We start from the raw sequence: 15,643 nt of genomic DNA, 5'->3' as shown, positions 1-15,643 counted from the left end.
TTTTGATTTATTTCTTTACACCTCCGCCCATTTTATTAAAATCCCATGCCACGGTAAACATGAAATATCTTTGTATAGTAGTATAACTGCTTTGCGAAATGTTACCATTATACGCCGAACGGCTAAAGCCAACATTCTGATTTAAAAGGTCGTTTCCAGAAACAGAAACTTTTAAGTTTTCTCCTTTAAAGAATTTTTTGGCTAAGGACGCATTCCAGATAAAACGTTCAAAGTTCTGATCAAAAGTTTGCGTTTTTCCGTTAAACTGATAGGCTCCATCCGTGGTAATTTCGAATTTACCCGGCAACTGAACCGTAGTTGATGCATTTCCATTCCAGCCCCAGCCACTGCTGTTTCCTGATTTTTGTACCGATGCTTTAGTGATGTTGTAACTTGGGCCAAAGCTTACCCAGAAATTATATTTTTTCTCTTTGTACTTGGAAATGTTTATCCCACCTGAGTACGTATAACTTTCTGTTTTATTTAATTCTCTGATGTTTGTTAAATCTGTTGTAATATAATTGAATGAATTATTTCCATAAGCATTGGCATAAATACCTGTATTTAAATCAATCCCTTTAATTTTTCTTCCATAATTTCCATAAATGCTAAAATTTGAAGCCATTTTATCAGATAGATTTACAAATCTGGATTTGCTTGCACCTCCTGAGTTTGTAACCACATCGCTAATAATTGGGTTGGCCGTAAAGCCGTAATTTGCACTGAGCCAAATAGATTCGTTGGTTAAAACTTTGTAAGAATTATAGCTCGCATTTAAATTACTTCTGAAAGATGGTTTTAAATCTGCATTACCCAAAATTTCGTTTAATGGATCGGTATTTACCCTAACCGGCTGCAACTGATCTAATGATGGCTGGTTGGTATTTCCATTATAATTTAACCTAAACGATTTTTGCTGAGAAAATTTATACTGATAGGATGCCTGGGGCATGTAATTTACAAAATTACGGGTGTAGGTTTTATTGTTATATAAATCGGCCTGCTTAAAATTAACCCCGCTAATTTTAGAACCGAAGTTGATTATTGTTTTACCTTTTTTATAATTAAAAATTGCGCCCCCCTGGTTAATAACCTGATCCAGCTCGTAATCATTACTAAATTTAGTGTCTAAAACATCGTAATCGCCAGTTCCTGATTTATTGAAAGATTTGCGATCTGATTTTCCGCCCATAATACTTAAACCATAATTCACAATTACGGTTAATGTTGTAGATAAGGGTTCAGTATAAGCCAGGTTGGATTTAAACGAATTATTGGTGATGTGATTAACTTTATACTGATCTACGGCTTTGGTACTATCTATAGTTGTGCCTGTAAGATCGTAATAGTTGTTTAAAGTGTTAAGATAACCGTTGGTTTTATTTTTATTAACCGATTGGTTCAGATTAAGCGATAGCGTACGGCCTTTTTTCTTCAATCTTTTTGTTAACAAGGCATTGAAATTAAATTGCTGATCGTCTGCATCATTGCTTAAAGTTCTGCCCGAATTATTTAACAAACTATTGTCGCCACGTGTACTTATTGTAGAGTTGCTGCTGGCTGTTTTACTGTTTTTTAATGTCCCATCTACATTTACTTTTAATGTTAAGGTAGAGTCCAGTTTAACCTCGTAAGTTGCATCCAGTTTCTGACGGAACATATCGTTATCAAAATTCTGATCAGAGATGCTGTTAATCACACCAGAAGAAAGGTTATTCTGATTAATGGTATTGGTATTTCCCCTTACGGACATCGATCCGATTTTGTAATTTGTATTTAACGATTCTTTATCGCTGTTCCACTTACTGTCAAAGTGCATACCGCCCGCTCTTGCAATGGGAATTCCCCGGCCGTTGTATTGTCCATCGTAAGAATCTAAATCATCACCACCGCTACTGAAAAAATAAATGCCGCCGTCATCACTCACCTGCATATTACGCGAACCATACTTATCACTGTCTTGCCAGCCTAAACCAACCTGCCCTGTATTGCCTAAAATGCCATAAGCAGAAAACTTTTTCTTACCCCAAAATTTATTAAACATTGCCTGTCCCTGATAAAAATCATCTGTTCCATACGCACCGGTTACCTTTCCAAAATAACCGTTCTTTTTATCTTCTTTCAGTTTGATATTAAGCGTTTTAGTCTTTTCACCATCATCTATACCGGTAAAAGTAGCCTGATCGCTCTTTTTATCATAAAGCTGCACTTTATCTACCATATCTGCCCTGATATTTTTGGTAACTAAGGTAGGGTCATCACCAAAAAACTCTTCTCCATCAACTAATACTTTTACATTTTTTTGCCCCTGGGCAGTTATCTTTCCGTCTTTATCAATTTCAATTCCCGGAAACTGACGAATTAAATCTTCTACTTTTGAATTGGGTTCTATGTTGTACGCTTTAGGATCAAACTCCGTTGTATCACCTTTAATTTTAATGGCGGCCCGGTTTCCTTTAATAATAACATCAGCCAGGATTTTGGCCATTCCTGTTAAATTAATTCTTCCATAGTCAATACTCGATTTTACAGAATCCAAGGTAAAATGATCCACAAAATCTGCATATTTCGGGTACGAAACCAGCAAAATATACTTTCCTTTTGGAATATTATTAATTTCGAAACTGCCATTATCCAGGGCACGTGTAAATTTTACAAGGGTAGAATCTTTTGCCCTTAAAACAGAAACCGATGTACCGCTAAGAATGGATGTAGAGGCGGTATCAATAATTCTTCCTTTTATAAACTGCTGGCTTTGAGCATTAGCATGAATAAAAAGGGAGAGGAAGAAACACCATAATAGTAAGTTTTTTCTCATTTGTTAATTTTGATTAGACCCACGAATATAAACTATATACTTAGTTTAAGAAAGGGTTTAACTCTTTTTAACAGAAAAATAAATGTTAAATCATATTACAGCTAAAATCTGCATAGTTTGCTTCTCCAAATCAAGCATTTATTTTAAGACAATTAATGAATTACAAAATTTGTACGGCTTTTCGTATAGGTAAAATTGGCGTTCGTCTATAATTACATGGTCCTGGTATAATATGCCAAAAACCGCTGAAACGTTTCTAAACTATTATGGTCTTATATACAAAACCACCTAATTATTAGGGATTTAAAAAAAAGATATATAAACATAAAATATTAAGATCATGAAAACTTTTATCAAAACTTTATTCGCAGCAGCTTTAACAACAGTTGTATTAAGCAGCGCAACATTAGCAGCCAATGCTTCAGAAAATAATTCAAGCTATACTGCTTTAACACAAGTTAAAAACATCAGCAAAATTGTAGTAAGCGGCAATGTAAAATTAATTTTAGTTCAAGACAGTAGAGAAGGTGTTGAGGTTTACGACCAGTATTATTCTAAAAATGCTTTGATCCAACAACAGGGTGCTGAACTTCGGATTAGTTCGTTTACGAAAGATGCTTTAACCATTATTGCCCACGTAAACAATTTATCATCCGTTGAAGCTTCGAACACATCGAAAGTATTTACATCGGGATCATTCAATTTGTTAGACCTTAAAATTGTACTGAAAGACCAGGCTACTGCAGCTATTAATGCAAATACCGTAACACTTTCTACATCAGTAAACGATGCAGCAAGTTTAAAACTGGAAGGTTCTACAGAAAATCACGAAGCCACTTTAGGTAGCGAGGCAAAAATGAAAATGGACGATTTTACTGCTCAAAACACAAACATTAGTGTAATTGCTAAACCAGTATTGGCCAGCAACAATCGTTATGCGGATTTGCAACCAGAATTATTAGAAAAATTGTTCTAATAATCCATCATAGATCATAAAGTGAAACAGCGATCAGATTATTCTGATCGCTGTTTTTATTTATAGTTTCTTTATGGGTTTGTAGACCACAAGCCTGCATCTTTTACAAAAACCCTGCGGTTTAATTTCAACTGTGATATAACCAGTTCGGCTAAATCTTCAGGTTGCATTACTTTATCAGGATTCCCATCGGTAAGTTTTAGATCAATCGCCATATCGGTTGCCGTTGTGCTTGGGCTAAGTGAAGTTACCCTGATGTTGTGCTTACGCATTTCCTGCATTAACGATGTTGACATGGCAATTAACCCAGCCTTTGAAGCAGAGTACGCACTGGTTACCGCAGCCGGGCTGTGGGCCGAAGAACTCGAAATGTTAACAATATCTCCGGCTCCTTTTTCAATCATCTCCGGAACAACGGCTCTGGTTACATAATAAGGGCCTAAAAGGTTAACTTTTATAATTTCTTCCCAAGCAGTTGGCTCCAGTTCTAAAAATTTACCAAACTTCCCAATGCCTGCATTGTTGATTAAAATATCAATAAAACCAAGTTCAGCTTGAATCCTCTTTACCGCTTCGTTAACAGAATTGATATCGCTTACATCTGCTGCTGCAGTAGCTACTTTTACATTATAAACTTCTAATTCTTTTGCTAATTTATCTAAGTCGCTTTGCGTTCTGGCTATTAAACCAACGTTTACGCCTTCTTTAGCTAAAGCTATAGTAATTGCTTTGCCAATGCCTTTACCTGCACCTGTAATTAATGCACTTTTTCCTGTTAGGTTTTCCATAAGGGTAAAAATAAAGAAGTTGAAACTGGATTTTAAGAATCGGGAGAATTTTGATAAAGGAATTACAAACAGTACGGCAAAACAAAAGGTAAAAGTTTAAAATTGCAGTTAAATAAAAATGGGCAGTGATTAACTGCCCATTGAAATTATTTACTCAAATACATTGATTTATCTTTGTAAAGCTTGCGGAAATAAGGATCTTCCAGATCTTTAATGAAACGAATGGCTTCGCCTGTAGATTTCATTTCCGGGCCTAATTCTTTAGCCACCTCCGGGAATTTCTCATAAGAGAAAACCGGTTCTTTAATGGCATATCCTTTAAGCTTGCGTTCGATGGTGAAATCTTTCAATTTTGCCACCCCTAACATAATTTTCGCAGCGATGTTGATATAAGGTACATCGTAAGCTTTAGCAATGAAAGGAACCGTACGCGACGCCCTTGGATTGGCTTCAATTACATAAACCTTTTCATCTTTTATGGCAAACTGAATATTTAACAATCCACTAATATTTAAAGCTTTAGCCAGTTTAATTGAATATTCTTCCATTGACTTAGTAACCTTTTCAGGTAAACTAAATGTTGGCAATACAGCAAATGAATCGCCTGAGTGGATACCTGCAGGCTCAATATGTTCCATCATACCAATAATGTGTACATCTTCTCCATCGCAGATCGAATCAGATTCTGCTTCTTCAGCTCGATCTAAAAAGTGATCGATTAACACACGGTTGCCCGGTAAATCGCCCAATAATTTTACAACTGCTTTTTCTAAATCTTCATCGTTGATTACAATGCTCATGCCTTGTCCACCAAGCACATAACTTGGGCGAACCAGAACCGGATAACCAACTTCATTTGCAACGATAATGGCTTCTTCAGCATTTTCAGCTACCCCATATTTAGGATAAGGAATATTTAAATCTTTCAACAAGTCTGAAAAACGACCGCGATCTTCAGCAATATCCATGTTCTCGAAAGAAGTACCAATAATTTTAACACCAAGTTTGGTTAATTTATCAGCCATTTTCAAAGCTGTTTGTCCACCCAGCTGAACAATAACACCTACAGGTTTTTCAAGTTCGATAATTTCGCGAACATGCTCCCAGAAAACCGGCTCAAAGTATAACTTATCTGCCATGTTAAAATCTGTAGAAACCGTTTCAGGATTACAGTTTACCATAATGGCTTCAAAACCGCTCTCTTTAGCCGCAAGCAAACCGTGCACACAAGAGTAATCAAACTCAATGCCTTGTCCAATTCGGTTAGGTCCTGATCCCAGTACAATTACTTTTTTCTTGTCGGAAGGAATAGATTCGTTCTCTTCTTCAAAAGTAGAGTAATAGTATGGTGTTTGTGCCGGGAACTCTGCAGCACAAGTATCAACCATTTTATATACACGGTTAATACCTAAAGCTTTTCTTCTGTCGTAAACTTCATCTTCAGTTACATTACCCAGTAACCAGGCAATTTGTTCGTCAGAGAAACCTTTTTGTTTAAGGGTAAAGAAGAAATCCTGTGGAATATTGTTTAAAGAATATCTTTTTAATTCAACTTCAAGTGAAACTAATTCCTGAATTTGGTTTAAGAACCATTTATCAATTTTGGTTACCTTACGGATAGATTCCAAAGGCACACCCATCGTCATCGCATCCTTAATTAAGAATAAACGGTTCCAGGAAGCATGCTCCAATCCGTCCATAATTTCGTTAATGTTGCGGTTTTGTTTACCATCAGCACCTAAGCCTGCACGGTTTATCTCTAAACTCTGACAAGCTTTTTGAAGGGCTTCAATAAAGGTACGACCGATGGCCATTACCTCACCAACAGATTTCATCTGTAAGCCAAGTTCTTTATTTGCACCTTTAAATTTATCGAAATTCCAACGTGGAACTTTTACGATCACATAATCTAAAGTAGGCTCAAAATAGGCTGAAGTTGTTTTTGTAATTTGGTTTTCAATCTCATCAAGGTTATAACCGATGGCTAATTTTGCTGCAATTTTAGCAATCGGATATCCCGTTGCCTTACTTGCTAAAGCAGATGAACGCGATACGCGTGGGTTAATTTCGATGGCGATGATTGCATCATCAGCTGGATTAACCGAGAACTGAACATTACAACCGCCGGCAAAGTTACCAATGGCTCTCATCATTTTAATCGCCTGGTTACGCATTTCCTGGTAACAACGATCAGATAAAGTCATTGCAGGGGCAACTGTTATCGAATCTCCGGTATGAATACCCATCGGGTCAAAATTTTCGATAGAGCAGATGATGATTACGTTATCATTGCTGTCTCTCAAAAGTTCAAGCTCGTATTCTTTCCAGCCTAAAACTGCTTTTTCTACCAGTACCTCGTGCGTAGGAGAGGCTTCTAAACCACGTTTTAATGCGGCGTCGAACTCTTCTTTTCTGTGTACAAAACCACCACCAGAACCACCTAATGTATATGAAGGACGGATTACCAAAGGATAACCAATTTCCTGTGCGGCTTCTTTACCTTCTAAGAAAGAGTTTGCGATTTTGGATTCAGCTACACCTACACCTATATCAACCATTAACTGGCGGAAAGATTCACGGTTTTCTGTCTTTTCAATGGCATCAACATCAACGCCAATTACCCGAACGCCGTATTTTTCCCAAACACCGCGTTCTTCAGCTTCTTTACATAAATTTAATGCAGTTTGACCACCCATGGTAGGCAGTACGGCATCAATTCGGGGCAAATCCGCAGAAGCGATGTGTTCCTGTAAAATTTCTTCAATTGAATCAACAGTTAACGGACGCAGATAAACATGGTCGCCAATAACTTTATCCGTCATAATCGTTGCCGGATTAGAGTTGATAATTGAAACGGCAATTCCTTCTTCTTTTAAAGATAAGGCCGATTGAGAACCCGAGTAATCAAATTCGCAGGCTTGTCCAATAATAATTGGTCCTGATCCGATAATTAATACTGAGCGAATGGAAGTGTCTTTAGGCATTGGTAAAGCTTAATACTATAATTAAAATTCTAAAGTGTTGGCTCTTGTTAGAACCATTGAAGCAACGAGATTTGTGCTTTGTAAGAAGAAAAATCCCAACTGTTCTGTCGGGATGCAAAGATACACGTTTAGAAGATAAATTATGGTCTTTTTTTAAAATAAAAAAGAGGGTTGAAATACCCTCCTTTTTACACTATTGTTTTGTTGTTGTAATTATTGTTGCAATTTAATTTCGCCTAAATCTGTTGTGGCACTATCCTTCACTGCAATATTATCAATCACAGTATCTTTATAAGGTGCATTAGCCTTAATCCACACGGTATAAACACCTTGTTTAAGGTTTGTAAAAGTAAAAGCGCCATCATTTACCTGCGCCTTTAAAGTGTCTGCACCAGCAGCGGCCAACGAAACTGAAATAACTGCATTAGCCGGATTTACCCGGCCTGTAATACCGCCAAGTTTAATACCGGTAAACGCAATGAAACATACTGATGATACAATTAAAGCGAATAAAAAAATACCTAACTTTTTCATTTTAATATGGTTTGTTAAAAATAAATCCTTTTTAATCAGGATCATGCTTAATAACATCTCGTTTTAGTTATTGTTTTTCTACTGTCTAAAACGATCTGCTCCGTTGTACTGTAATTGCTGCGCTCTTTTTTATACAGCGGCGCAAATTCCTAAAAACATTTGATTCTTTTATGTTAAATTTTTTAACATACCGCCCAGGCAAGTAACATTTTTATGGCATCCAGAAGCCAGAAGTCATGTTTAAGTCACGAAAACATATTAAATAAGATATTGGCAATAATGTTGTAATAAGCAGAACATATTTGCGTTTTGTAAATACTTTAGTTAGTTCTAAAGCTTCCTCGTGGCTTAGTTACCCACAGAGGATTTTCTTCATAAATAGTTTGTTTGGTTTATTATCCGGTTTGGGGAGCCCTCCCCAACCGGATTTTTTCTTTTAATGCCATTTTCTTTTACATTTGAATCTATGATTTTGCTGGCTTCACCATTTTTTCAGTTTCTGATTGAGCAATTCAGGCATACTTCAATATTGGAATGGCTTGCTGTAGTTACCGGCTTTATCTGCATTTATCTGGCTGCCAAAGAAAACATCTGGAACTGGCCAATTTCCATAATCAGTGTTTGTGCATACGGTTTATTGTTTTATAAAGAAGCTATGTACGGAGACATGAGCCTGCAGGTTTATTTTCTATTCACCGCTTTTTATGGCTGGTATTTCTGGATTGCTAAAAAAATTGAAAAACCCAAAGCCATAACAAACCTTAGCCAAAAGGGATGGCTTTTAGTTAGTATTGCAATACCGCTGCTTAGCCTTTTACTGGGCTGGTTTATGGCAACCTATACCAATAGTACGGTACCCTATGCGGATGGCTTTTGTACTTCAGTAAGTTTTGTAGCCCAGCTATTATTAACCAGGAAAATTTTACAAAACTGGCTTTTATGGGTTTTTGCCAATATTTGCTACGTACCTTTGTTTATTTACAAGCACCTAAATTTAAGTGCCGTTTTATATTTTGTATTGATTCTGATTGCCTTTAAAGGTTATTTGGATTGGAGAAAAACTTATCGTGAACAAAGTCATTAAAAAAATCGCCATTGTAGGCCCCGAAAGTACGGGCAAATCAACCATGTCTCAATTTTTAGCCAAACACTATAAAGTAGCATGGGTGCCCGAGTATGCCCGTTATTATTGCGAGGCTTTAGTGGGTCCTTATACTTTACAAGATGAAGTAAACATGTACTATGGTCAGATTGCACTTGAAGATGCTGTATTGGCAACCAACACGGGGGATTTTATAATTTGTGATACCACTTTTATTACGGTAAAAATATGGAGCGATGAAGTACTGGGCGAAACGCCTAAAATTGTTTTGGATGCTTTGCCCCAACGCCCTTATGATTTATACCTTTTAATGGATATTGATTTGCCATGGCAGGATGATCCGTTAAGGGATTTCCCAAATCAGCGTGAATATTTTATGGAAATTTGGCACAAAGAACTTGGCCAGTTAAATGCCAATTACAAAGTGATTGGAGGAACAGGCGAAGAAAGATTTAAAAATGCAATTGAGGCCACCAACGCTTTCTTAAACGAATCGTTAAATAATTAAAATCAATTCTTTAAATATTTTTCTACATTTGCCAAATCAAAAGGGGTGCCTTGTTTTTTTTATAAAACACAAAAACAGGCTGAGAACATACCCATTTTATGGTGAAAGGTAAAGGCAAAAAGTAAAAGGTTATGCAACATGCAAATCCTAAATCTTAACCTTCAAACCCCAAACCTTAAATGCACCTGATCCGGGTAATGCCGGCGTAGGGATTGGAGTTATGGCGTTTAACTAAAGTCGGGAGTACCCCTACTTACGACAGGTTTTACTAAAAAGCAAAAAATTGAAAAGATTAAGTTTACTGGCAGTTCTTGCCTTGATGTTGCCATGTGTTGTAATGGCACAAATTTCTATTAGCGGAAAAATTACAGACAATAACCAAAAACCTCTTTCGGGGGCAACCATTAAATTAAAAAACAATAAAACTGTAGTAAGGAGTGATGAAAGTGGCAATTATACCATCAGTAACCTATCAGCAGGCAAAATCGCAGTTGTTGCCAGTTATGTTGGCTACCAAACGGACGAAAAAACAATGGCCCTTACGACCAACAGCACCATAAACTTTAGTTTAAATGCCTTAACTTTTTTAACGGATGAGGTAGTGGTTAGTGCAACCCGAGCTTCTAAAAACTCAGCAACAACTTACCGCAACCTGGATAAAACAGAACTTGCAAAAAATAACCTCGGCCAGGATTTGCCCTACTTGCTAAATCAAACACCATCGGTAGTGGTAAGCTCTGATGGTGGCACAGGTATAGGTTATACCGGAATACGCATACGTGGAAGTGATGCAACAAGGATCAATGTTACGCTAAATGGAATCCCGTTAAACGATGCCGAAAGCCAGGGTAGTTTTTTTGTTAACCTGCCTGATTTAGCTTCTTCAGTAGATAACATTCAAATTCAAAGGGGTGTTGGTACTTCAACAAATGGCGCCGGATCTTTTGGTGGCAGTTTGAATATTCAAACCACAACCCGGAGAGATTCTGCCTATGCAGAACTGAACAATACCTTCGGCTCTTACAATACCTGGAAAAACACCATCAACTTAGGTACAGGTTTAATCAATAATAAATTTAGTTTCGATGGCCGTTTATCAAGAATTAAATCAGATGGATATGTTGATCGTGCCTCTGCCAACTTAAAATCATTTTTTGTATCGGGTGCCTACTATGGCAAAAAAGATATTCTTCGTGCCAACGTTTTCAGCGGTGCGGAAAAAACATATCAGGCCTGGAATGGCATATCAGAAGAAATGCTGACAATTGACCGCAGGCACAATGATTTTACTTACGATAACCAGACCGATAATTACCAGCAAGATCATTACCAATTGTTTTACACCAGAACTTTAAGTGATAAATTAGTTGCAAACGCAGCCTTGCATTATACTTATGGCAGAGGTTATTATGAAGAATATCAAAAAGACCAGCTGCTGACAGATTATGGTATTGAGCCCTTAGTTATAGGCGGCGTTACCAAGGATGTTTCTGATTTGGTTAGACGTTTATGGCTGGATAACGATTTTTACGGCGCAACGTATTCCCTAAATTACAAACCTAAAAACAACCTTGATTTTACCCTTGGCGGCGCTTACAATGAGTATAAAGGAAGGCACTTTGACGAGGTTATCTGGGCACAATATGCAAATTATGACGGCAGTGGCTCTATTCGCCACAGATATAACGATAACGATGCCCTTAAAACGGATTTCAACACCTTTTTGAGGGGAAATTATCAGCTAAACAAATTTAATATCTTTGCCGATTTGCAATATAGACGTGTATACTATTCTTATTTTGGGGTAGACGTATCAAAAAATCCTGCACAACAAAATGCAACGCTTAATTTCTTTAATCCTAAAGCGGGCATAACTTATAATTTCAATGATAAAAGTAATGTTTATGCCTCAGTGGCCATTGGCAATAAAGAGCCAAACCGCGATGATTTTAAATACTCGAGCATAAACAGTAGACCAAAACCTGAGCATTTAACCGATTTTGAAGCCGGTTATCGTACTCAAATTTCTAACTTTAACTTTGGCATTAATGGTTATGCCATGATTTATAAAAACCAGTTAATTAACACCGGAGAGTTAAATGATGTTGGCGGTAAAACCAGGCAAAACGTTCCGGATAGTTATAGACTCGGGCTTGAATTTGACGGACGGTGGAAAATCTCTAAAGATCTTTACTGGGCTGCAACAGCTACTTTGAGCAGAAATAAGATTAAAGACTTTGCAGAATATATTTATGATAAGAAAGACGGGGCACCTTTAATCAACAATTATAAAAACATCAACATTTCTTTTTCACCTTCAGTAATTGCTTCAAGTGAAATTAATTACACGATATTAAAAAATGCTGATATTGCTTTATTAAGTAAATATGTAGGAAAACAAAACCTCGACAATACCTCTTCAAGCACACGCATTTTATCCGACTTTTTTGTAAACGATATTAGATTAAGGTACAACACCGCTTTTGTAGGGGTTAAAAACATAGGCATTAGTCTTTTAATCAATAACGTTTTCAGCACTTTATACGAAAGTAATGGCGCAACTTATCCGTACTTGTATGCTGGCGAACTGAGCAGGTCGAATTATTATTATCCGCAAGCTACCCGCAATTTCTTATTAAGCGTTAACCTTAAGTTTTAATATTAAATTATTTCACTTGTATATTTGAGTACCGCGGAAAACTCCAAGCACAATAAATAAATAAATTTAATAAATAGATTTTTAAACCCGGTAGATAATGGCACATTGCCTATATTCACCGGGTTTTCTTTTTAGAAAGAATAGACAAAAACTATAATCATGAATAAATATATAGAGAGACTTCAATACATCACGCATGACATTCCGCATTTAAGCCATATCGAACAAGCACAAAAAGCGTGCGAGGCAGGCGCAAAATGGATTCAATACCGGTGTTTAAGTAAAACAGATGGTGCGCTTTTAACAGACATTAATGCAATTGCTGAAATATGCGACGACTGGGGCACAACTTTGATTGTAACAGATCATATTCACTTAAACGGACAGGCAGATATTCAGGGTTTCCATATAGAAGATATGAATGCAGACTTTCTTTCCATCAGAAAATTGGTTGGCAATGACGTTACTTTGGGCGGTTCTGCAAACACAGTTGAAAATCTGATTCGCTTGGCACAGGAAGGCGCAGATTATGCAGGTTTTGGTCCATATGCAACAACACAAACCAAGCTAAATACTTTCCCTGTTTTAGGCATCAGCGGGTATGCAGAGGCTATGCTTAAACTTAAAACAAATAATATTGAAATCCCTGTTTTGGCAGTAGGTGGCATAACGCTAAAAGATGCTGAAGCCGTAATGCAAACCGGAATTTATGGCCTTGCGGTATCTGGGGCTATAAATTTCGCAAGCGATTTCGAAGAGGCCTATCAGGCATTTCACGACGCGGTAAAAGCATAAAAGCCGCTCGTTTACAATTTGTTAGTGAAAATATATTTTATAGATTTGATTAAAACCAAATCTATAAAATGTCTGATCTCTCTTTTTCACAAAATTTAAACTGGAGTGTTTCAAAAAAAATTACATTCCAGTTTTTTTTCATTTTCATCGCGCTCTTCATTATTTTTAACAATAACGGAGCATTCATATTCTTACAACCCTTTATTTCCTATCCAAACCATTTGCTTAGGCAATTTATTCCCTGGTTTTCTGCTAACGTATTAAAATACAATTACGACTTTACCATTTTTCCAAATGGGAGCGGCGATACATCTTACAACTATGTTTCAATTCTGTTCTTTTTTATCCTGTCATTATTTGGCAGCATTTTATGGTTTGCATTAGATCGGAAAAGAAAAAGCTATACTAAATTATACTATTGGTTAATTGTGTTTGTGCGTTTCTACGTTGCTTTTATGCTTATTTTATATGGCTCCATTAAAGTAATAAAGCTACAATTCCCAGACCCATCTTTAACCCGGCTCCTTCAACCATTTGGAGAAGCATCGCCAATGGGGCTGGCCTGGACCTTTTTAGGTTTTTCTAAGGGTTACAACATCTTTATGGGCATTATTGAAATTTCCTCAATCTTCCTGTTGTTCAGAAAAACGATGGTTGCCGGTGCATTTCTGTCTTTAGCAGCAAGTGTGCACGTAATGGCCATGAATTATTTTTATGATGTGCCTGTTAAAATATTATCCACTGCGCTGGTATTCTTGTGTCTGTTTATTTTGGCGCCTTACTTCATCACTATTTTTCGATTTTTCTTTAGCAATACCCCACAGCAACTCGTTACCCCACAACCGCCGGTTTTTAAAAAGAAATGGCAAAATTTAACGGTATCAGCAGTAAAATATCTGGTTATCATTCTCACTGTCGGTTTTATGCTAAACAATGCCTGGTCTTCACAATATCAATATGGTACACTTGCACCCAAGCCGGCTTTGTATGGGATTTATAATGTTGAAACCTATAGCTTAAATGGGAAGGAAAAACCTCCGCTCCTAACAGATAACACAAGATGGAAACAGCTAATCATTGAAAATTCTGAATTTGTAAGGGTTAAATTAATGAACGACAGCAGCCTTTTTTTTAACCTTATTTTGGAGCCTAAGACAAAAAAAATTAAAATGGAATCTAAAACCAGCATTCAAACTGAGTTTAAATTTCAATATAAACTTGAACATGACCAATTAATTCTGGTGGGCTCTAAAAATCTGGATTCTCTTTCCGTTACCCTTAAAAAGTACGATTTGAAAAATTTCAAACTTATAAACAGAGGTTTTCATTGGATTAACGAACACCCCTATAATCATTAAAGCGATTTTACTTTGTTCTGATTCTACGTATTCTCTACTTAGTTCTATTTTTTTATCTTCGCTACATGTCTTCACACCATATTGTAAAAGAAAAACAAGAGCCTGCATTATATATTGATGAACTTGGCCATTTTAATGAAGAAAACCTCGGCCAGCTTTTAGAGTGGAGCCCAACTTTATTGGTTAATTACAGCAATTACGATAAAATTCTTTCTTTAGGTTTAAAGGTCGATGTGGTGGTTAATCCACCAGAAATTGATACGCAGGAAAACACTAAAATTATCCAGGGGCCTGTTGATGCCTTAATGGTGGCCGTAAATTACCTTGTTGAGGAAAAATATCCGGCAGTAAATGTGATTGCGGATAAATTTGATTTAGAAAGGTTTGCTGGTTTTAACAACAACATAAATTTAGTGGTATTTACTGCTACCGAAAAATTTTACACCGTTAAAAGTGGCTTTTCTGTTTGGAAACCAGCTGGCAGTTTATTTAACATTCATGGCAATTCATATATAGAAGTTAGCAACCTTTTACAAGATGAAACGGGCTTGTTTACGGTTGTTAAAGATGGCTTTATCGATTTTAGTTTTTCAGGAGAACCTATTTTTATTAGCGAACAAATATGATTACACTTAGAAAAGCCAAAGAAGAAGACATAGAGTTAATTAGAGATATTGCCAACGAAACCTGGCCGGATACTTACCTTGACCTAATTGGGCAGGCACAAATAGACTACATGCTGGATAAAATGTACAGCAGAGGCGAATTGCTTAAGCAGTTAATGGATGGCCACATATTTTTAATTGCCGAAGAAAATGAAAATCAGTACGGTTTTGCAGGGTATTCAATTTATAACCATGAAGAAAGAATCTACAAACTGCATAAGCTTTATGTTTTGCCATCTGCGCATGGCAAGGGTGTAGGCAAAATTTTAATAAACGAGGTGGTAAACCTCATTAAAGATGCCGGGGGCAGTGCTTTGCAACTTAATGTAAACAAGCACAACAAAGCGAAAGACTTTTACTTAAAAGCCGGATTTACTGTTAAAGAATCGGTTACGATTGACATTGGTAATGGCTTTGTAATGGACGATTATGTAATGGAATATAAATTTTAATGGT

General features: G+C 36.7%; 12 protein-coding genes and 1 riboswitch. Of the genes, 8 read left to right on the top strand and 4 right to left on the bottom strand.

The features are described 5' to 3' along the window. Window positions 1-7 precede the first annotated feature (7 nt). A complete protein-coding gene (locus R2Q77_RS04600) occupies window positions 8-2,818 on the bottom strand; it encodes an outer membrane beta-barrel family protein (RefSeq protein ID WP_316802529.1) in 2,811 nt (936 codons plus the stop codon). Window positions 2,819-3,158: 340 nt separating this feature from the next. Here R2Q77_RS04600 and R2Q77_RS04595 point away from each other — a divergent pair, with 340 nt between their 5' ends. Then, window positions 3,159-3,794: a GIN domain-containing protein gene (locus R2Q77_RS04595; protein WP_316802528.1), complete on the top strand. Its 636-nt coding sequence runs from the start codon at window positions 3,159-3,161 to the stop codon at window positions 3,792-3,794. 71 nt (window positions 3,795-3,865) lie between these two features. Here the strand turns inward: R2Q77_RS04595 and R2Q77_RS04590 are convergent, their stop codons facing one another. From R2Q77_RS04590 to R2Q77_RS04580, 3 genes are all read right to left on the bottom strand, one after another. Continuing rightward, on the bottom strand, window positions 3,866-4,582 hold the full coding sequence (locus R2Q77_RS04590; RefSeq protein WP_316802527.1) for a 3-ketoacyl-ACP reductase: 717 nt from the start codon (window positions 4,580-4,582) through the stop codon (window positions 3,866-3,868). A gap of 146 nt (window positions 4,583-4,728) precedes the next feature. After that, window positions 4,729-7,566 (bottom strand): carbamoyl-phosphate synthase large subunit, encoded by a 2,838-nt coding sequence (gene carB / locus R2Q77_RS04585; protein WP_316802526.1) that lies wholly within the window; start codon window positions 7,564-7,566, stop codon window positions 4,729-4,731. Window positions 7,567-7,779: 213 nt separating this feature from the next. Continuing rightward, entirely contained in the window at window positions 7,780-8,100 is a 321-nt protein-coding gene (locus tag R2Q77_RS04580; RefSeq protein ID WP_316802525.1) for a carboxypeptidase regulatory-like domain-containing protein, read from the bottom strand. 439 nt (window positions 8,101-8,539) lie between these two features. On the opposite strand from R2Q77_RS04580, the gene pnuC reads away from it, so the two are divergent. From pnuC to R2Q77_RS04545, 7 genes are all read left to right on the top strand, one after another. Then, window positions 8,540-9,184 carry a nicotinamide riboside transporter PnuC gene (gene pnuC, locus R2Q77_RS04575; RefSeq protein WP_316802524.1) on the top strand — a complete coding sequence of 215 codons (645 nt, stop codon included), beginning with the start codon at window positions 8,540-8,542 and terminating at the stop codon, window positions 9,182-9,184. Further along, complete coding sequence (locus R2Q77_RS04570) at window positions 9,168-9,710, top strand: ATP-binding protein (protein ID WP_316802523.1); 543 nt, start codon at window positions 9,168-9,170, stop codon at window positions 9,708-9,710. The genes pnuC and R2Q77_RS04570 overlap by 17 nt, the downstream gene beginning before the upstream one ends. 31 nt (window positions 9,711-9,741) lie before the next feature. Continuing rightward, window positions 9,742-9,939, top strand: a riboswitch (TPP riboswitch). Window positions 9,940-9,993: 54 nt separating this feature from the next. Beyond that, window positions 9,994-12,369: a TonB-dependent receptor gene (locus R2Q77_RS04565; protein ID WP_316802522.1), complete on the top strand. Its 2,376-nt coding sequence runs from the start codon at window positions 9,994-9,996 to the stop codon at window positions 12,367-12,369. A 159-nt stretch (window positions 12,370-12,528) separates the two neighbouring features. Further along, a complete protein-coding gene (locus R2Q77_RS04560; protein ID WP_316802521.1) occupies window positions 12,529-13,164 on the top strand; it encodes a thiamine phosphate synthase in 636 nt (211 codons plus the stop codon). 68 nt (window positions 13,165-13,232) lie between these two features. Beyond that, complete coding sequence (locus tag R2Q77_RS04555) at window positions 13,233-14,522, top strand: hypothetical protein (RefSeq protein WP_316802520.1); 1,290 nt, start codon at window positions 13,233-13,235, stop codon at window positions 14,520-14,522. A gap of 65 nt (window positions 14,523-14,587) precedes the next feature. Next, window positions 14,588-15,148 carry a thiamine pyrophosphokinase gene (locus R2Q77_RS04550; RefSeq protein ID WP_316802519.1) on the top strand — a complete coding sequence of 187 codons (561 nt, stop codon included), beginning with the start codon at window positions 14,588-14,590 and terminating at the stop codon, window positions 15,146-15,148. Continuing rightward, window positions 15,145-15,639, top strand: coding sequence for a GNAT family N-acetyltransferase (locus R2Q77_RS04545; RefSeq protein WP_316802518.1), 495 nt, complete (start codon window positions 15,145-15,147; stop codon window positions 15,637-15,639). Before R2Q77_RS04550 ends, R2Q77_RS04545 begins: the two co-directional genes overlap by 4 nt. Window positions 15,640-15,643 lie beyond the last annotated feature (4 nt).

This window comes from Pedobacter nototheniae, from assembly GCF_032678625.1.
Taxonomy (GTDB): Bacteria; Bacteroidota; Bacteroidia; order Sphingobacteriales; family Sphingobacteriaceae; genus Pedobacter; species Pedobacter nototheniae_A.
The sequence above is the reverse complement of the archived record's forward strand: the minus strand, read 5'-3'. Positions and strand labels throughout refer to the sequence as shown.